The 18,025-nt window shown below is 70.4% G+C and carries 17 protein-coding genes; 10 read left to right on the top strand and 7 right to left on the bottom strand.

Translation table 11 applies throughout. The annotated features are described in order from the left end of the window. The first annotated feature begins 87 nt into the window (after positions 1-87). From SM577_RS17565 to modA, 6 genes are all read left to right on the top strand, one after another. Entirely contained in the window at positions 88-1,380 is a 1,293-nt protein-coding gene (locus SM577_RS17565; RefSeq protein WP_474587404.1) for an extracellular solute-binding protein, read from the top strand. Further along, positions 1,377-2,330 carry a carbohydrate ABC transporter permease gene (locus SM577_RS17570; RefSeq protein WP_474587405.1) on the top strand — a complete coding sequence of 318 codons (954 nt, stop codon included), beginning with the start codon at positions 1,377-1,379 and terminating at the stop codon, positions 2,328-2,330. The genes SM577_RS17565 and SM577_RS17570 overlap by 4 nt, the downstream gene beginning before the upstream one ends. After that, positions 2,327-3,175, top strand: coding sequence for a carbohydrate ABC transporter permease (locus SM577_RS17575; protein ID WP_302920195.1), 849 nt, complete (start codon positions 2,327-2,329; stop codon positions 3,173-3,175). Before SM577_RS17570 ends, SM577_RS17575 begins: the two co-directional genes overlap by 4 nt. Beyond that, positions 3,172-4,785, top strand: a complete 1,614-nt coding sequence (locus SM577_RS17580) for a beta-N-acetylhexosaminidase (RefSeq protein WP_474587406.1) — start codon at positions 3,172-3,174, stop codon at positions 4,783-4,785. Before SM577_RS17575 ends, SM577_RS17580 begins: the two co-directional genes overlap by 4 nt. Before the next feature lie 213 nt (positions 4,786-4,998). Further along, positions 4,999-5,730: a lytic polysaccharide monooxygenase gene (locus SM577_RS17585; protein WP_302920193.1), complete on the top strand. Its 732-nt coding sequence runs from the start codon at positions 4,999-5,001 to the stop codon at positions 5,728-5,730. Between the two features lie 85 nt (positions 5,731-5,815). After that, positions 5,816-6,658: a molybdate ABC transporter substrate-binding protein gene (gene modA, locus SM577_RS17590; RefSeq protein ID WP_302920192.1), complete on the top strand. Its 843-nt coding sequence runs from the start codon at positions 5,816-5,818 to the stop codon at positions 6,656-6,658. A 39-nt stretch (positions 6,659-6,697) separates the two neighbouring features. On the opposite strand, the gene SM577_RS17595 is transcribed toward modA, so the two are convergent. Further along, entirely contained in the window at positions 6,698-7,156 is a 459-nt protein-coding gene (locus SM577_RS17595) for a DoxX family protein (protein ID WP_302920191.1), read from the bottom strand. A gap of 682 nt (positions 7,157-7,838) precedes the next feature. Between SM577_RS17595 and SM577_RS17600 the strand changes: the two genes are divergently transcribed. Then, complete coding sequence (locus tag SM577_RS17600; RefSeq protein ID WP_474587407.1) at positions 7,839-8,600, top strand: aminoglycoside adenylyltransferase domain-containing protein; 762 nt, start codon at positions 7,839-7,841, stop codon at positions 8,598-8,600. A 163-nt stretch (positions 8,601-8,763) separates the two neighbouring features. Here SM577_RS17600 and SM577_RS17605 read toward each other — a convergent pair whose 3' ends face one another. Further along, a complete protein-coding gene (locus tag SM577_RS17605; RefSeq protein WP_302920189.1) occupies positions 8,764-9,177 on the bottom strand; it encodes a ribosomal maturation YjgA family protein in 414 nt (137 codons plus the stop codon). 105 nt (positions 9,178-9,282) lie between these two features. Beyond that, complete coding sequence (locus tag SM577_RS17610) at positions 9,283-10,170, bottom strand: S1 family peptidase (protein ID WP_302920188.1); 888 nt, start codon at positions 10,168-10,170, stop codon at positions 9,283-9,285. 741 nt (positions 10,171-10,911) lie between these two features. Here SM577_RS17610 and SM577_RS17615 point away from each other — a divergent pair. Next, positions 10,912-11,349 (top strand): hypothetical protein, encoded by a 438-nt coding sequence (locus SM577_RS17615; protein ID WP_302920187.1) that lies wholly within the window; start codon positions 10,912-10,914, stop codon positions 11,347-11,349. 148 nt (positions 11,350-11,497) lie between these two features. Here SM577_RS17615 and SM577_RS17620 read toward each other — a convergent pair whose 3' ends face one another. Next, complete coding sequence (locus SM577_RS17620) at positions 11,498-12,421, bottom strand: hypothetical protein (RefSeq protein WP_474587408.1); 924 nt, start codon at positions 12,419-12,421, stop codon at positions 11,498-11,500. A gap of 465 nt (positions 12,422-12,886) precedes the next feature. Between SM577_RS17620 and SM577_RS17625 the strand changes: the two genes are divergently transcribed. Then, the gene (locus SM577_RS17625) at positions 12,887-14,065 is read left to right on the top strand and encodes an epoxide hydrolase family protein (protein WP_474587409.1); all 1,179 of its coding nucleotides are present in this window, start codon (positions 12,887-12,889) and stop codon (positions 14,063-14,065) included. A 41-nt stretch (positions 14,066-14,106) separates the two neighbouring features. Continuing rightward, a complete protein-coding gene (locus tag SM577_RS17630) occupies positions 14,107-15,660 on the top strand; it encodes an MFS transporter (RefSeq protein ID WP_474587410.1) in 1,554 nt (517 codons plus the stop codon). 118 nt (positions 15,661-15,778) lie between these two features. On the opposite strand, the gene SM577_RS17635 is transcribed toward SM577_RS17630, so the two are convergent. The 3 genes from SM577_RS17635 to SM577_RS17645 are packed head-to-tail and all read right to left on the bottom strand — an operon-like array spanning position 15,779 to position 17,915. Beyond that, positions 15,779-16,525 (bottom strand): ABC transporter permease, encoded by a 747-nt coding sequence (locus SM577_RS17635; protein ID WP_474587411.1) that lies wholly within the window; start codon positions 16,523-16,525, stop codon positions 15,779-15,781. After that, the gene (locus SM577_RS17640) at positions 16,522-17,463 is read right to left on the bottom strand and encodes an ATP-binding cassette domain-containing protein (RefSeq protein ID WP_474587412.1); all 942 of its coding nucleotides are present in this window, start codon (positions 17,461-17,463) and stop codon (positions 16,522-16,524) included. Before SM577_RS17640 ends, SM577_RS17635 begins: the two co-directional genes overlap by 4 nt. Further along, positions 17,460-17,915, bottom strand: a complete 456-nt coding sequence (locus tag SM577_RS17645; protein ID WP_302920181.1) for a hypothetical protein — start codon at positions 17,913-17,915, stop codon at positions 17,460-17,462. Before SM577_RS17645 ends, SM577_RS17640 begins: the two co-directional genes overlap by 4 nt. Positions 17,916-18,025: the final 110 nt, after the last annotated feature.

An 18,025-nucleotide genomic window follows, 5' to 3' on the forward strand; every position in this document is an offset into this window, starting at 1 on the left:
GTCTTGACGACCGGCTGACGGCGGGCTCACGCTATGACCCTGCTGCTACGAACCATTTACGAACCTGGCCCGTTTAAGGAGCCACAGATGAACGTTCGATGGGCAAAGGCAGTTGCGGTGGTGGTGGCCGGTCTTCTGGCCGTCGGGTGCGCGCCCTCCACCGCTCCCTCGTCGACCGGCGGTGGCGACAAGACCACCGGAACCCTGCGGGTGTGGCTGTTCGACGAACCCAATCGCACACCGAAGGAGAGAGTGGTCAAGGAGGCGATCACCGAGTTCACCGCCGCGCGCCGGGACGTGACCGTCGATGTTCAGTACCTTGCGGTGCAGACTCGCAGCGAGCGGTTCAGGGGCGCGTTCAACGACCCGGCCAGCGCGCCGGACGTGGTGGAGTTCGGCAACACCGACCTGCCCGAGTACGTGGCGGCCGGCGGGCTGGCCGAACTCGGCGCCGATGTCGACAGCTGGGCCAAGGGCAAGGATCTGGACCCGGATCTGCGGGCCAGTGCGACGATCGACGGGAAGCTCTACGGCGTGCCCTGGTACGTGGGGGTGCGCGCCCTCTACTACCGGACCGACCTCTTCGCCGAACTCGACCTGGCCCCGCCGGCCTCCCAGGAACAACTGGTCGCCGCAGCTCGCAAGATCCGGGCTGCGAAGCCGGACCTGTTCGGCCTCGCGGTCGGTGGCAAGTACACCTTCGGCGCCCTGCCGTTCATCTGGGACGCCGGGGGTGACGTGGCGACCAGGTCCGGCGACCACTACACCGCCGCCATCAACTCCCCCCAGTCGCGAGCGGGGATCAGGGCGTACACCGACCTGATCAAGCCGGACAACTGCCCGCCGCAGCAGTGCGCGGACCTCACCGGCGGTAAGACGGTCGAACTCTTCGCCAGCGGCAAGGCAGGCATGGCCATCCTCGGCAACTTCAACCGCGCCGCCGTGGAGGCCGGCGCGGCCAACGGCAGGTACGCGGTGCTGCCGCTGCCCGGGACGAAGCCGGGTTCGATCGCCCCCGCCTTCGCCGGCGGCAACAACCTCGGCATCATGAAGAACACCCAGCGCCGCACGCTCGCCGCCGACTTCCTGGAACTGCTCGCGAGCAAGAAGTACCAGCACGAGATGTACGACGCGATGGGCAACCTGCCGACGCTCACCTCGGCGCGTACCGAGCTGGCCGCCACGGAGCCGTTCCTCAAGCCTTTCCTCGACACCATCGCGGCCGGCACCCGCTTCGTACCGCTGCACCCGGCCTGGGGCAGGATCGACGCGCAGGCGGTGATCCCCACGATGCTGGAGAAGATCGTCACCGGCCAGGCGACCATCGAGCAGGCGACCGACGAAGCGGCGACCGCGATCAACGCCGCCCTGGCGCGATGAGTACGGCACCGACGGCGCTGGCGGAGCCGCGGTCGCGGGCCCGCCCCGCCACCGCGGACCGCCGCACCCGCCTCAGATGGGGCCGGCGCACCCCGCTGTGGCTGCTCCTCCCGGCAGCCGCGGTGATGCTGCCGCTGTTCGCCTACCCGATCTACCAGCTCGGCCTGCTGTCCGTCCTGGACTTCCGGCAGGCGCAGGTCAGTGGCGGTGAGCCGACCCGGTTCGTCGGCGCCGACAACTACCTCACGTTGCTGCGGGATGGGAAGTTCTGGTCCGTCCTGCTGGCCACTGTCGGGTTCGCCGCCGCCTGCGTGGCAGCGACATTGGCTGTCGGCGCCGCCCTGGCCATCCTGCTGACCCGGGTCAGCCGCTGGCCCGGGCGCGTCCTGTCATTCGCCGCGATGGCGGCCTGGGCCGCGCCGGCGATCACCGGCTCCACCGTCTGGATGTTCCTGTTCGACGCCAACCTGGGCCTGGTCAACCAGGTGCTCGGGCTGGACGGATACAACTGGACCTACCACCGGTACAGCACCTTCGCCCTGGTCGGCGCGGCAGTGGTGTGGCACTCGTTCCCGTTCGTCATGGTCACGCTGTACGCCGGAATCCGCGCCATCCCGGGTCAGGTCCTCGAGGCGGCGGCGCTGGACGGCGCGAGCCACTGGCGATCCTTCTGGCAGATCGTGGTGCCGATGATCCGCCCGCTGCTGGTCATCGTGACCATCCAGTCGATCATCTGGGACTTCAAGGTCTTCACCCAGATCTACGTGATGACCAGCGGCGGCGGCATCGCGGGGCAGAACCTCACCCTCAACGTGTACGCGTACCAGCAGGCGTTCGCCGCCTCAGAGTACGGTCTGGGCTCGGCGATCGGCGTGGTCATGATGCTCATCCTGCTCCTGGTCACGCTGCTCTACCTGCGGGCGCTGCGGCGCGGGGGAGAGCCGCTGTGACGACCACGTCATGGTGGCGGCGAGCCGCCGACCTGACCGCGACCGTCGTCGCCCTGGTCACCGTCTTCCCGATCTACTGGATGCTGCTCTCCGCGCTGAAGCCGGCAGGGGAGATCCAGTCGCTGTCGCAGAAGCCGTGGACGCTTGCTCCGACGCTGGACAACTTTCGGCGGGTGCTGGGTGCGGAGGGCTTCGCGCGGTACCTCGCGAACAGTCTCCTGGTCGCGCTGGTCGTGGTGGTGCTGTCCGGGCTGGTGGCGTTCCTCGCCGCGGTGGCGCTCAGCCGGTTCCACTTCCGCTTCCGCAGCACGATCCTGGTCATGGTCCTGGTGGCGCAGATGGTGCCGATCGAGGCGTTGACGATCCCGCTGTTCTTCCTGGTCCGGGATGTTGGCACCGTCGTACCGCAGGTGGGACTCAACACGCTCGGCTCGCTCGTGCTGGTGCACCTGGCGTTCACGCTGCCGTTCGCGGTCTGGATGCTGCGTGGCTTCGTCGCCGCCATTCCCGAGGAGTTGGAGGAGGCCGCCATGCTCGACGGTGCCAGCCGCAGCACGGTGCTCTGGCGGATCCTCTTTCCGCTCGTCGCGCCCGGGCTCGCCGCCACCAGCGTCTTCTCCTTCATCGTTGCCTGGAACGACTTCCTCTTCGCGCGGACGTTCATCATCAGCGCGACCGACAACCAGACCCTGCCGATGGCGTTGCTGGTGTTCTTCAAGCCGGACGAGAACGACTGGGGCGGCATCATGGCCGCGTCGGTGCTCATGACGGTCCCGGTCCTCGTCTTCTTCACGCTGGTACAGAAGCGGCTGGTGTCCGGCCTGGGCGGGGCGGTGAAAGAGTGATCGTTCCCCGGCCCTCCGGTGTCGCACGACGGCCCGGCACGTTCCGGATCGACCCGGGCACCGGCCTGGCCGCACCACCCGAACTCGACCAGGTCGTGGCCGGACTGCGTGCCGCGCTCGGCCCGCCGACCGGTTGCTGGCTGCCGCCGCAGACGGACGCCGCCGTTCGGCTGCGGCTCGACCCGGCGCTTCCGGGGGAGGGGTACCGGCTCAGCGTGGCACCGGACCGGCTGGATCTCGCCGGAGGTTCGCCCGCTGGCGTCTTCTACGGCACGCAGACGATCCGGCAGCTCCTCCCACCGGCGGCGCTGCGGCGCGCTCGGGTTGGCGACGGGCCGTGGGAGCTGCCCTGCGTCGAGATGACGGACGCGCCCCGGTTCCCCTGGCGGGGCTGCCTGCTCGACGTCGCTCGGCACTTCCTGCCCAAGGCCGACGTGCTGCGCTTCGTGGATCTGCTCGCGCTGCACAAGTTCAACGTGCTGCACCTGCACCTGACCGACGACCAGGGCTGGCGGCTGGCCTCCGACAGGTATCCGCGCCTGACCGAGGTCGGGGCCTGGCGCGCGGAGAGCATGCGTGGCTCCCGCCAGCACGGCGCGTACGACGCTCGCCCGCACGGAGGCTTCTACACGCGGGACGACCTCCGGGAGATCGTCGCGTACGCGGCCGACCGCCACGTCAGTGTGGTACCCGAGGTCGACCTGCCGGGGCACACGCAGGCCGCGATCGCGGCGTACCCGTGGCTGGGCAACGGTGCCGGGGAACTACCCGTCTGGACCGGATGGGGCCGCTCGACCCACGTCCTCAACGTGTCCGACGCGGCCCTGCGGTTCTGCCGCGACATCCTCGACGAGGTGTGCGAGCTGTTCCCCAGCCCGATCGTCAGCATCGGGGGCGACGAGTGTCCGAAGGACGAGTGGCGGGCCAGCGCCCAGGCGCAGGCGCGGATGCGGCAGTTGGGACTGCCCGACGAAGACGCGTTGCAGAGCTGGTTTGTCGGGCAGCTCGCGGCACACCTGGCCGGTCGGGGCCGTCGGGTCTACGGCTGGGACGAGATCATGGAGGGTGGCGCCCCGGCCGGCGCGACGATCGCCGCCTGGCGAGGACCGCGGATGACCAGACTTGCCGCGCGTGCCGGGCTGGACGTCGTCTCCTGCCCGGACATGTGGACCTACCTGGACTATCGACAGTCCGAGCAGGAGGACGAGCCGATACCGGTCGGCACCGTCCTGTCGACGATGGACGTCTACGGGTTCGAGCCGATACCGGACGGGCTGACCGCGACCGAGGCGGCTCGGGTGATCGGCGCGCAATGCAATGTGTGGACCGAGCACATGGACTCGGCCCGGGTGGTGGACTACATGGCCTTCCCGAGGTTGTGCGCGTTCGCGGAGGTGGCCTGGGGCTTCCGTGACCGGGATCCCGCCGACTTCCGTGACCGGCTCGGTGCGCATCTCGCGCGGCTGGAAGCGCTGGGTGTCGAGTACCGCCCGCCGTCGGGGCCGCGGCCCTGGCAGACCCGCCCGGACGCCAAGGGATGGCCACGGACCGCCGCCGAGCGGCGGGCCCAGCTCGCCGCGCTGACCGCCAACCTGCAACCCGATCGATGAACCGGCGTCCGGCGCCAGCGGCTGGATCGAGCACCGACGCTCGGCCGAACAGTGACCGGATCCGGCACCGCGACGTTGCCACGGCCGTCGAGGAGCCCCCGATTAACTGTTGACAAACTTTACTATTAATTGCTTCCCTGGAGACATCGACGATCGTCAGATTGTCTGCGGCGGAACGTCGCGTTCGGCCGCCGGTTCCCAGAAGGAGCGGAGATGGGTCTGAAGAGAAAGATGGCGGTCCTGATGTCCGCCGTGGTGATCGCACCGCTGGTGGCGGCGATCATGCCGGCGGCTCCGGCCAGCGCCCACGGCTGGATCACGAATCCGCCCAGCAGACAGGATCAGTGCGCCACCGGGGTCGTGCGCAACTGCGGTGGAATCCAGTACGAGCCGCAGAGCGTCGAGGCCCCCAAGGGCGCCCGCACCTGCAGCGGTGGCAGCGGCTTCACCATCCTCGACAACGACAACGCCGGCTGGCGCGTGACCAACATCGGCAGCACCGCGTCGTTCACCTGGCGAAACACCGCACCGCACCGCACGCTCAACTGGCAGTACTACGTAGACGGTCAACTGCACCAGACGATCAGCGGCAACGCGTCACAGCCGCCGTCGACGGTGACGCACACGCTGACCAACCTCCCCTCCGGGCGGCACAAGATCCTCAGCGTCTGGAACATCTACGACACCGCCAACGCGTTCTACGCCTGCGTCGACGTGAACGTCGGTGGCACGGGGGGCGATCCCACCACGCCGCCGCCCACCGACCCGACGACGCCGCCTCCCGGTGGTGACTGCGCGGCGGCCTGGAGCGCGTCGGCCGTCTACACCGGCGGAGCCAGCGTGTCGCACCAGCGCCGCAACTGGACCGCTCGCTGGTGGACCCAGGGCGAAGAGCCCGGCACGACCGGCCAGTGGGGCGTCTGGCAGGACAAGGGCGCCTGCTGAGCGAGTGCTGTCAGATGACGGCCGGGCCGGTCGGGTGCCGGCCCGGCCGTCCCCGTGCGCGACGACCTTGGGAAGGGGATGTGTCATGAGGTCGGCACCTTGGCTGGCGGCGGTATCGGCCGCGATCGCGTTCGGCCTCGGGGGTTGCTCCTCGGCACCCGGCACGGATGCCGGAAGGGCCACCGTGCCGCCTGCTCCGCAGGGAGCACCGACAGGGCACCAGCACGGTGGCCACCACCACGGCGAGGGCCCCGGCGATCCCGGTCAGCCGGGCGGCCGGCTGGTCGTCTACGCGGACGAGCAGTTGCGGGAGACGTTCACCGTGTTGGCCGAGAAGTTCGAGGCCGCATATCCGGGCACGGACGTCCTGTTCGAGTTCGGCGCGAGCGACAACCACGCCCGGCGGGTCGTGGCCGGCGCCGAAGTGGACGTCTTCGCGTCCGGTGGGACGGCCGGCATGGCATCGGTCGTGGATCGCGGTGCTGCCCGTGGAGCGCCTACGGTGATCGCCCGCAATCCGCTCGTCATCGTCACCGCCGCGACGGCCGAAGGGGTGGACGACCTCACGGACCTTCGCCGCCCGGGGGCCCGAGTGGTGCTCTGCGCCCGTCACACCCGCTGCGGCGACACCGCCCGGAAGATCGCCGACGTACGCCCCACCATGGTGCGGCCCGACGGGACGGCCGCGGTGGCTGCGGTGCGGGCGGGGACTGCCGACGCGGCGCTGGTGTTCCGCACCGATATCGCCGGGGCCGGCACGGAGCTACGGACCATCGACTTTCCCCAGGGGGTCGAGCACGCCGACCTGTATGCGATCGTGCCGGTCGGCGCCGGCCGGAACCCGGTGGCCGCGGACGCCTTCGTCGCCTTCACCAGCTCGGCTCTGGCCAAGCGGGTGCTGTCGGACTCGGGGTTCACGCCGGCGTGATCGACGGCTCGGTATCGGGCGGCGGCGGGTGCCGCCTGGTCAGCGCCCGGGGGTGGCGTGCGCGTCGGGGGCGGCCGTGGGCCGCGGCCGGCGGTGGTGCGTGCGACCCGCCATGACCGCGTCCAGCGACCACCGGTCGGCACCCAGCACCGCGATCAGGAAGAAGGACCAGCAGAACATCGCGGCCAGCTCGCCGCCGTTGTTCAACGGCATCAGCGCCTCGGGTTGATGCACCGAGAAGTACGCGTATGCCATGGAGCCGGAGCAGATCAGCGCGGCGACGCGGGTGAACAGTCCGCCGAGGACGAGCAGGCCGCCGACCAGTTGGATCAGGGCTGCCCACCAGCCGGGCCACGCCGCGAACGGCAGGGCTTCGCCGGTGCCGCGAGCGCCGCCGAAGACGCCGAACAGCGAGGCTGCGCCGTGCGCCGCGAACAGCAGCGCCACCACCATGCGGTACGCCATCAGCGCGGCGACTCGCCAGCGGGTTGCGGACATCTCGGACCTCCTTGGCGGTTAGCTGGCTGTGGCGGTCGACGCGGCGCGGCGGGCCGCCGGTGGCCAGGGCGGCCAGCACCGCCCTGCCTGATGTGGCCGTGACCGGCGTCCGACTCCCCGGACAGCTCACCCGTCGCGGGGGGTGACCCGGGGGTCGCCGTGGGAAGCAGACACCGCCGGGAACTGAGGACGCGGCCGATATATAGACATGCATCAATTATTTAAGAAACCTAACTGTAGGGCATCGAGCTGTGGCAGGGCAAGGGTCTGTGGCCGACGACCGCCTCGGCGAGCCTGGACCGGTCGGGCCGCCGCCCTCGTCGAAGGTGGCCGACACCACCAACGGAACCGTCAGCCTCAAGCACCGACGGCAACCGCGTCCAGCAGGTCGTCCGCGACGCGTACGGGCTGACGAGGAAGTGAGAGCGACGCCCGTGCCGCGCCGGTGACCCGACCGACGCACCGGGGCAGTCCCCGGGCTACGCCAGTCGACGGCGACGCCCGGGGACTGCCCCCGCAACTCTCCCGCGCAGTCCTCAACCCCTCGCCGCCCGGCACACGCCGGCCAGCTCCGCTACGCCGAGCCACTCTGTCTGGACTGCCGTGCCGGCGGGATCGGGGCGTCGATCAGTGTGCGCCGGATCATGGGGGCGGACCTGGGGAGTTCTGGTAGAACTGTCGGGTGGTCGGAGTCGACGAACTGCCCGCTCTGATCGTCGCGACGTCGCTCGCCGACTCCATCGTGGACATCGCCGGGGACTCCGCGCGGTCGGTGATCCTGCACGGCTCCCTGTCGGCCGGCGGGTTCCACCCCGGCCGCAGCGACATCGATCTGCTCGCCGTCATCGACGGTCGTCTCGCCGATGCCCAGGCGGCAGCCCTCGAGCGTCTGGTTCGGCAGGCGGACGTGGGCAGCGCGGCGGGCATCGATCTGCACGTCGTGACCTCGGAGGTGGCCGCCGCGCCGACCCGGGCGCCCGCCCTGGAGCTGCACCTCGGCCGATACGGCCCACCGCCCGAGGAGTTCGAGGTCGAACGTCGCCAGGCGGCGTCGGCGGACCTGCCGGCTGAACTGTCGACGGCGCGTGCGCACGGGCGTGCGCTCCGGGGTGCCGCCGCCCATGAGGTGCTCGCACCCGTCCCGGCCGACTGGATCGTTGACCGTGGCCGGCACTGGTTGCTGACCTGGCGGTCGCTCACCGACGACGCGGAGAGCGCCGCATTCATGGTGCTGACCGCCTGCCGGATCTGGCGCTTCGCGGTGGAGAACGTGCACTGCTCCAAGGCGCAGGCCGCGGCATGGGTGCTCGACCGGGACCCCTCGCTCACGGCCGTCCGGCAGGCGGTCCGGCGGTACCAGCACGATCCCGCGACGGTGGTCGACGAGCAGGGCATTGCCGACGTGCTCGACACCGCTCTGCGCGAGACCGCACGAGTGCGGTGACGCGCCGATCCGGCGCCGGCTGAATCGCCCGCCACGTTGGCGCCGGTGTCAGTCGATGACGAAGGCGATCGTCGCCGCCTGCGCGATGACGCTCGTCGAGGACCGCACCCCCGCCCGTTGGCACGTCACCTCTCACCCGCGGCGCCACGATCCTCCCGATCGGTCAGGCTCGTGACCCCGCCGCTGGTACGACGCGGGACCGGGCGCGCATCAGGTGGTGCAGCACCACCAGGGGAACCACGCCGGCCGGGTACCAGGCCAGATCGACGGGGTCGAACCGCACGCCCAGCGCCAGTCGCGCCACCAGGCTCCGCGCGGCCAGCTCGGCCGGCACCCCGGTCAGCTGCGCGCACTCGACCACCCAGCAGAACACGACGGCGATCGTCCCGGCCGGCACCGGCGCCATCCGCGGCCACAGGAACAGCACCCCGGCCCAGACCATCGACGCGTACAGCGCGGTGCCCGAGTGCTGCCGCAACGCCCCGTCGTCGACGACGCGGACCAGCAGTGCCAGGCCCAGGAACAGCAGCGCGGCTACCGGCATGAGCAGCCGCACCGTACGAGCCGTGATCGACATTCCCGCGATGGTAGCCACCCCACCGGCGGTGTGCTGGTCCGCCGGGATGCCGGTGCGCAGCGGGCTCCCGGCCACGGCCGGGAGCCCGGTGCTCCGCTGGTGGGATCAGTAGACGGTCACGCCGTACGCGTTGACCGCCTCGCGTACCGGCTGGTAGAAGGTGGTGCCGCCGGATCGGCAGTCGCCGCTGCCGCCGGAGGTGATGCCGAGCGCCTTCGAGCCGTCGTACAAGGCGCCGCCGGAGTCGCCGGGCTCGGCGCACACGTTGGTCTGGATCATGCCGCTCACCTTGCCGCCGCCCTGGCCCACGTAGCGGACCGAGACGTTGAGTGCGGTGACCGTCCCGCTGTGGGTGCCGGTGGTCGACCCGGTCCGCTTGACCGACTCCCCGACGTACGCGTCCGCGACGGCGAACCCGCCGGGGTGGCTCAGTGACGCGTTGTCATAGCGGACCAGCGCGTAGTCGTTGCCGGGGTAACTGGAGCCGACGGTCGCCCCGATGAGCGTGGTCTGGCTCGAGTTCGTGTACCAGGTGTTGGCCACGTCCCCGCAGTGCCCGGCGGTCAGGAAGTAGTAGGTGTTGCCGCTGACGACGTTGAAGCCGAGCGAGCAGCGGTAACCCCCACCGTAGATGGCGTCGCCGGCGGCCAGCAGCGGCCGGAAGACTCCGGAGGCGCGCTCGACCCGGACCGCACCGACCTTGTCGCCGGCGCTCTGCCTGATCTTCGCGATCTCGGCGCGGCTGACGGTGCTGTCGGCGGTCACGACCACGCGGCCGGACGCTGCGTCCACGTGCCAGGCGATGCCCTCGACGCCCGACCGGTCCACCGCGGCACTCACCTCGGCGAGCTGGCGGGCGCTGTAGTCCTGGGGGGACGCCGACGCGGCGGTCGGCTGGGTGAAGGCGGCGGCAGCGACCATGCCGACGGTCACGGCCAGCAGTTGGGCGGATCGGGCGATGGGGCTGCGGGCGGGAATCCTTGTGATCCTCACTGTCTCCTCCTGGGAGTGATGGGCCAGGCGGGTGATGGCCCTGGTGAGTCGACCGCCGGCGGGTGGCGGGCGGGAGGGGATGCCGTGCCACTGGTACCGGCCGTTTGCTGCTCGACCTGAACGGCCTGGGGGGTGGGGGTGAAGGCCATGCCGGGTCGTGGAGGCCGCACATCCGGCTTCCTCATCGATAGGCGTTCATCCATGGCGTGGCGTTACGTACGCCGCACTCCGCGTGTCGAAGACGGGCGGGTCCGGCCGCGGGCCGGTCGAGGGGCGCGGGCCGAGCCCGCCTGCGGATAGGACGGCCCAGGGGAGCGCGGCCACCAGCGGGGCGGAGAACCGGGTCCGACCCGAGCCAGCCGGTACGGCAAGCGGCGGTTCGGACCGACAAGAGAGGTGTCGTCGGATCCCGTGCTGTTGCGCCTTACCGGAAACCGTCCGGAACCAGACCCTCGGTGAATCGCGAACCGGCGACCAGCGTTTTTCCGAAGTGGTTCGGCGGCGGAAGATTTCGAGCCACGGAGATTGCCCGGCTTCGCGGCCGCGTCGACGAATGGACCGGAGAGCCGTCCATCCTCAAGATTGTCTCAAGCTCTCCGGAAATTTGTGGCGGTCGAAGCGTCGCGGCCGAAAGATCGTGTCAAACATCGAGCGATGGTCCGGTCGCCGGCCGGCCCGGGCTCGAATCGCCGGCCGTGGCGTGGGCGCAGGTCCATCCTCGGCCACACAGGAGGAGGCACAATGATCGGAAAGGTCACCAAGGCCGTGGTGGCGGCGGGCGTCGCGGTCGGCATGGCGGTCGTCGCCACCCCGGGCGCTGCCTCCGCGGCGAACAACGGGTACGCGTGGGCGGCCTGGGCCGTTCCCGGCGCCAGCATCAACGGTGGGGTCGCCAAGCTCTACGCGGACGGCGAGATCCTCCGGCTGGAGGACTTCCAGGCCGACGGCTGGGGCACGCGGGCTCAGATCCAGAAGCTCATGCCCGACAGCAGCGGCGTCCTGCACTGGGTCAACCACAGCAGCCCCTGCTTCGACGACACCAGCACGAGCAACACCAGCGGGGGCATGACCGTGTGCAACTACAACACCGCCGAGAACATCCCGATCCGGGTGCACGTGTGGGCGTCGCGCGACGGCGTGTACAAGTACCACAACTACAGCCCGTCGATCCGGAGCTGACCGAGCCCGCACAAGGGACGCCTCGCCAGCGGTGCGCCGGCGGGGCCGTCCCGCTGCGCGACCAGCTCGCGCTCGGCGGCGGCTGCCGTTCGCCGCCGGGTGCTGGTCCCCAACACCACCCCCGGCTGAGGTGCGATCTCGGACTCCGCTAGTTGTTGGAGAACCGCCACAGGTAGTCGAGCGGCATGGTGGCGTAGTTCTGCAGAATGCCGGCATTCACCTTCTTCTCACCGGCCTCGCTCCAGTCGAAGTTGCACCTGGCCCAGGAGCCGGCCCCATGCGTGTTGCGGCAGTACCGGTACGCCACCCCCCGTTCGCTGTCGATGCGCGCCACCGCCGACCGGCCGTCGGCGTCGTTGTCCTTCACGTACACGTAATCGCCGTTGTAGTCGACGCAGACGATCGTGGCGCCGTAGGACGCCGATGCGCCGGTGCACACGCCCTCCGCAAGCGAGACCCTGACGCCGGTCTGACACGACGCGTACGAGCCTTCGCAGCCGACGAAGTAGAGGTCACCACTGGCCATGCTCGGGGTGGGGGCGGCGAACACGGCGACGGCCGTCATCGCCAGGGCGGCAAGCCCGCCCCGGATCCCTCGGTCGACGGCGAGCCGGGGCCGGAAGAGTCTCATCAGGACCAGCATGGAACGAAGCATCGACATGTCCTCCTGCCGCACGTGGCGCAACGACGGCGCAGATCCTTCCATCGACGGATGCCGCCGATCATCGACGTCGACCAACCTTGAAGAAATCTTGAGCAACGGTCGAGTCAGCCGCACCCGCAGGATCGGCGGGTTCCGCAGGAGGAACGCGGTTGTGCTGGGCGGGCACGTGCGCGCGACTCCGCCGCCGCTCGCCGCCGACTCGGCGCTCAGCTGGGCCGGCGCGCCGGCCGGCATCGATGCCGGCCTGGCGGCCCACTGGCGCACCGTCTCGGCCGGCAGCTTGGATCCGGTCGCTTTCCGCTCGGCGCGACCAGCGACGAGGCCCCGGGCCGCCAGGGCGCTGGCGGATCCGGGGCTTCGGTGCCGATGGCCGACCGGCGGGCGTGCCGCCGGGCGGACGCCGGGCACTGTGGGACGACGGCCGGCGCTTATTCGGTGAAGGTCTTCCCGGGCCATCCGGAGGGCGCGCAGCGGGACATGTCAGTGCCGGCCGAGCTGTTCACCAGGGACACCATGTGTCACCGGCGAATGCTGGAGTGCTTGTCCCCTGCACGACGGCAGGAACGGCCAGCGCGGCTGCGGCACGAATGGGCCAGCTTTCGACAATGTCATCCACCGCTCCGGCTGAACCGCTCCCCAGCGGTCAAGTCGCTGAAGAATAGGAGGCGTATTTAAATACGTACAACGGCCTTGGGATCTTCTTGAGCTAGATTTGAGCTTCCGAAATCGGGGCGGCGTGACGGAACCGGCTCCGTTGGCGATGTGGCCGGGCCGTCACGCGACGGATGCCCGTCGGAGGGCTCGCCGCCTCGTGATCCGTCGGTGACCGTGCATCGATCGGCACGAGGTGGCAACGAAACCGGGGGGAGTGACATGACCGCCGTCCGGGAGTTCCGGATCGACATCCCGCAGGCCGCGCTCGACGACCTGGTCGACCGGCTGCGCCGTACCCGATGGCCGGCCGAGCTGCCCGGCGTCGGTTGGAGCCGCGGTGTGCCGCTCGGCTATCTGCGGGACCTGGTGGCGCACTGGCTGCGCGCGTACGACTGGCGGGTCTGGGAGGCGAAGCTCAACGAGTTCCCGCAGTACACCACCGAGATCGAGGGTCAGCTGCTGCACTTCGCGCACGTCCGGTCGCCCGAGCCCGACGCGCTACCGCTGATCCTCACCCACGGCTGGCCCGGTTCGGTCGTCGAGTTCCTCCGCGTCATCGGTCCGCTGACCGATCCGGCCCGGCACGGCGGGGACCCGGCGGACGCGTTCCACGTGGTGGCGCCCTCGCTGCCCGGCTTCGGTTTCTCCACCCCGCTGTCCGGGCCGGGCTGGAACCACGACCGTATCGCCCGGGCCTGGATCACCCTGATGGACCGGCTCGGCTACGAGCGCTACGGCGCACAGGGCAGCGACACCGGATTCCTCGTCTCGCCCCGGCTCGGCCAGCACGCTCCGGACCGGGTCGTCGGGGTGCACATCCACGGCGGGCTGGAGATACCCCGCCCCGACCAGCTCGCCACGGTGACGCTGACCGCGGCGGAACAGGCCCGGCTGGCCGCCGCCGAACAGCTTCGGCAGCACGCCGGCGGCTACGCCGACATCCAGGCCACCCGGCCACAGACGCTGGGGTACGCGCTGACCGACTCACCGGTCGGCCAGCTCGCCTGGATCCTGGACAAGGTGCGGGACTGGACCGACCCGGCACACGCGGTGCCGGACGAGGCGATCGACCGGGACGTCCTGCTCACCGACGTGCCGCTCTACTGGCTGACCGGCACCGCGGCGAGCTCGGCCCAGCTCTACTACGAGGTACGCGCCCAGCCGCCCCGGCCGGCGGTCTCCTCCGGGGTGCCGACCGGGATCGCTGTCTTCCCGACCGACCCGGTGCTCCGCCGGCTCGCCGAGCGGGAACACCACCTCGTGCACTGGGCGGAGTACGACCGCGGGGGCCACTTCGCCGCGCTAGAGGTCCCGGACGTTCTCGTCACCGACATCCGGACCTTCTTCCGTCCACTGCGGCCGGACCCTGGTCGGCGCAGTGGTGACGCGCGCGACTGACCCTTGAGCTCAACCTCGCTTCAGGTTCTAGCTTGCGAAGCATGATGACCGAGAACTCCGCCAACCGAGCCGGGCTGAGGGAGTGGATCGGCCTGGCTGTCCTGGTGCTGCCGACGCTGCTCCTGTCCGTCGACGTGTCAGTACTTCATCTGGCGGTTCCGATGCTGAGCGCGGACCTGCGACCGAGCAGTACCGAGCTGTTGTGGATCAACGACAGCTACGGCTTCCTGATCGCCGGTTTCCTGCTCACCATGGGAGCCCTCGGCGACCGCTACGGCCGCAAGCGGCTGCTGCTCGTCGGGGCGGCGGCCTTCGGCGCCGCGTCGACCCTCGCCGCCTACGCGCCCACCGCGGAACTGCTGATCCTGGCACGAGCGCTGCTCGGCATCGCCGGCGCGACGCTGATGCCGTCGACGCTCTCGCTGATCCGCACCATGTTCCACGACCCGGCCCAGCGCACGGTGGCGATCAGCGTCTGGATGACCGGTTTCACCGGCGGCATGCTGGCCGGTCCGCTGATCGGCGGCCTGTTGCTGGAGCACTACTGGTGGGGGTCGGTGTTCCTGCTGGCCGTGCCGGTGATGGCCGTACTGCTCCTCGTCGGGCCCTGGCTGCTGCCGGAACACCGGGACCAGGCCACCGGACGGATCGACCCGACCAGCGTGCTCATCTCGCTCGCCGGCATCCTCGCCCTGGTCTACGGGTTCAAGCAGCTGGCCGCCGAAGGTGTCAGCGGGTGGCCGGCACTGGCCCTGCTGGCCGGTCTCGCCCTGATCGCGGTGTTCGTACGGCGGCAGCGAACCCTGGCCGAACCGCTGCTCGACCTCCGCCTCTTCGCCGACCGGCGGTTCAGTGTGTCGTTGGGCACCCTCGCGCTCGTCATCCTGGTCGGGCCGGGCCTGGGGCTGCTGAGCGCCCAGTACCTCCAACTGGTGCTCGGGCTGACACCGCTGCGCGCCGGGCTGTGGATGCTGCCGCAGACGGTGGCGGTCGTCGTCGGGTTCCTGATGGCACCGGCGTTGGCCCGCCGCCTCGGCCCCGGTACCGTCGCGGCGGCCGGCCTGGTGATCTCGGCTGGTGGTTTGTGGGTGATCACGCTCGCTGGCACCGACTCCGGGCCGGGCGCCCTGGCTGCGGGACTCGCGGTGTTCTTCCTCGGCGCCTCACCGCTGCTGGTCCTCGGCACCGACCTCGTCGTCGGGGCCGCGCCGCCGGAGCAGGCCGGCGCCGCCTCGGCGGTGTCGGAGACCGCTCAGGAACTCGGCGGAGCCCTCGGTCTGGCCGTGTTCGGCAGCATCGCGAACGTGGTGTACCGGCACCACCTCAGCGTTCCACCGGAGACGCCACCGGAGGTCGCCGCGTCGGCTCGGGACACCCTCGGCGCGGCGGTGGACTCGGCGGCCCACCTGCCCGACGGCCTGGCCGAGGCGATCCTCACCACGGCGAAGGACGCGTTCACCAGTGGTCTGCACACCGCCGCCGTGGCCGGCAGCGTGCTGCTCCTGCTGGCGGCCGTCCTGTCCGCCACCCTGCTCCGCAGGGCGGCACCGGCCACCGCGGAGCAGCCGCCGGAGCCGGTCGCCCAGCAGGCGTGAGGCCGGCTGACCGGCTCGGCCCGGGTTGAGCGGGTGGCGTGGAGCCGCCTCGGCGAGGTGGGGTTCGCCGAGGCGGCTCGGGTGGGTACGGAGGCGAGTTGGGGTCAGCTGGTGGGGGTCACGCTCGCTTGTTGAACGTGGCACGGGCCCACAGGTATCCGACGAGGGCGATGCCGATGCACCAGGCGACGGCGATGATGGTGTCGGTGGCCGAGGGTGCGCCGTTGAGCAGTCCGCGCAGGGTTTCGATGATCGGTGTGAAGGGCTGGTACTCGGCGAATTCGCGCAGGCCGGGGCCCATCTTGTCGGCGGGGACGATGGCGCTGCTGAAGAAGGGCAGCATGACCAGGGGCACGGCGGCCAGGCCGGCGGTTTCCACGGATTTGGCGGCGAGTCCGAGGGCGACGGTGAGCCAGGCGGCGGCGAAGCCGAGCAGCACGATGATGCCGAGCACGCCGAGCCAGTCGAGCAGACTCGCCGACGGGTTGAATCCGAGGAGGAAGGCCACCGCGATCAGGGCGGTGATGGCGACCAGGTTGGTCAGCACGGTCGCGACGACGTGGCCGGTGAGCACCGCGCCGCGGGAGACGTGCATGACTTTGAACCGGTTGATGATGCCTTTGGTCATGTCGGAGTTCACCGCGGTGGCGGTGGCGCCGAGGCCGTAGCAGACGGCCAGCAGCATCAGCCCGGGTGTGGCGTAGTCGATGTAGTCGACCCCGACGCTGAAGGCGTCGCCGAACATGTACACGAACATCAGCATGATCACGATCGGCATCAGGACCGCGTTGAACACCGAGGTCGGATTCCGGGTGATGTGCGTGAAGTTGCGACGCAGCATGACCATCGCGTGGGACGTGCTCATTTCGCGGTCACCTCCGTGGTGCGGCCCGTGAGGGCGAGGAAAACATCGTCGAGGTCGGGGGTGTGCACGGAGAACTCCTCCGCGCGCAGGTGGTACTCGTCGAGCCGGTCCAGCAGCGCCCGCAGCGACGCCGTCCCGCCGTCGCTGGGCACCCGCACGGTCAACGCCTCCTCGTCCCGCGCGGCGTCGGGGAAGATCCGGCCGGCCGCGTCGAGGTCCGCGGCGGTGGCCAACCGCAGCCGCACGTGCGTTCCCGGGATCTGGCGCTTGAGCTCGTCGGGCGTGCCCTGGGCCACCAGCCGCCCCTGGTCGAGCACCGCGACCCGGTGGGCCAACTGGTCGGCTTCCTCCAGGTACTGGGTGGTGAGGAAGACGCTCACCCCGTCGGCCACCAGATCCCGGATGATCGACCACATGGTCCGGCGGCTACGCGGGTCCAGCCCGGTCGTCGGCTCGTCCAGGAAAATGATCCGCGGAGCACCGACCAACGTCATCGCCAGGTCGAGCTTGCGGCGCATACCACCGGAGTACGTCGACGCGGGCTTACCCGCCGACTCGGTCAACTCGAACCGCTCCAACAACTCCGCCACGACCCGCTTACCGTCCCGGGCCGGCACCCGACCCAGGTCCACCATCAACTGCAGGTTCTCCCGCCCGGTCAACAACTCGTCCACCGCCGCGAACTGACCAGTCACCCCGATCACCGACCGCACCGCCCTCGCCTCGGTCGCCACATCGTGACCCGCCACCCGCACCGACCCACCGTCAGCCCGCACCAACGTCGTCAACACATTCACCGTCGTCGTCTTACCCGCCCCATTCGGACCCAGCAGAGAGAAGATCGTGCCCGCCTCGACCCGCAAATCGACGCCATCGAGCACCACCCTGTCCCCGAACGCCTTCCGCAAACCGGAAACCTCAATCACTGAACTTGTCATGCCACCGACCCCCCGTTGTCGACGACGGTCGCGCGGGGCGTGGCCGAAGCGGCGCCGAGCGCTCCGATGATCTTGCGAGTCATCTCGGCCACGGTGGGGCTGGGCCCGCCCGGCTGCGTCCGGGTGGCCGCTTCGAGGGCGACGAGGACGGTGTTGTGGAAGTTGTCGGCCTCGGCCGGAGCCTGCTTTCTGAGCAGGCTCATGGCCGCCGTCAGGGCCGGCAGCACGTGGTCGGCGAGGTCGGCGACGGTCTTTCCGTTCAGGTTGACGCCGGTGCGCTTCTCGGCGAGGACGTGCCCGATCGGGCCGGTCGCGGAGGCCAGGGCGATGGAGCCGGCGGTGGCGATCTTGTGAGGTGAGCCGGACGCACCGGCGGCGGCCAGCAGGGTGACGGCGCCGTACGCGGCGGTCCGCATGGTCAGCTTGTCCTGATCGGAAAACGTGACGGACACGTTTCGTGCTCCTTTGAATATGGTCCGAAATTCGGTAAGCGCGGGATGTGGTCCTGGCCGGACCGGCCAGGACCCGACCCCGCGGGAGGGGCGACATCGGCTCGACCGCC

The sequence above is a fragment of the Micromonospora desertarenae genome, from assembly GCF_056150265.1.

What these genes read in the sequence shown, in the direction of transcription:
- SM577_RS17565 (WP_474587404.1), top strand. Translation starts at nt 88, where the DNA reads ATGAACGTTCGATGGGCAAAGGCAGTTGCGGTGGTGGTGGCCGGTCTT.
- SM577_RS17570 (WP_474587405.1), top strand. Translation starts at nt 1,377, where the DNA reads ATGAGTACGGCACCGACGGCGCTGGCGGAGCCGCGGTCGCGGGCCCGC.
- SM577_RS17585 (WP_302920193.1), top strand. Translation starts at nt 4,999, where the DNA reads ATGGGTCTGAAGAGAAAGATGGCGGTCCTGATGTCCGCCGTGGTGATC.
- modA (WP_302920192.1), top strand. Translation starts at nt 5,816, where the DNA reads ATGAGGTCGGCACCTTGGCTGGCGGCGGTATCGGCCGCGATCGCGTTC.
- SM577_RS17595 (WP_302920191.1), bottom strand. Translation starts at nt 7,156, where the DNA reads ATGTCCGCAACCCGCTGGCGAGTCGCCGCGCTGATGGCGTACCGCATG.
- SM577_RS17605 (WP_302920189.1), bottom strand. Translation starts at nt 9,177, where the DNA reads ATGTCGATCACGGCTCGTACGGTGCGGCTGCTCATGCCGGTAGCCGCG.
- SM577_RS17615 (WP_302920187.1), top strand. Translation starts at nt 10,912, where the DNA reads ATGATCGGAAAGGTCACCAAGGCCGTGGTGGCGGCGGGCGTCGCGGTC.
- SM577_RS17625 (WP_474587409.1), top strand. Translation starts at nt 12,887, where the DNA reads ATGACCGCCGTCCGGGAGTTCCGGATCGACATCCCGCAGGCCGCGCTC.
- SM577_RS17630 (WP_474587410.1), top strand. Translation starts at nt 14,107, where the DNA reads ATGATGACCGAGAACTCCGCCAACCGAGCCGGGCTGAGGGAGTGGATC.
- SM577_RS17635 (WP_474587411.1), bottom strand. Translation starts at nt 16,525, where the DNA reads ATGAGCACGTCCCACGCGATGGTCATGCTGCGTCGCAACTTCACGCAC.
- SM577_RS17640 (WP_474587412.1), bottom strand. Translation starts at nt 17,463, where the DNA reads ATGACAAGTTCAGTGATTGAGGTTTCCGGTTTGCGGAAGGCGTTCGGG.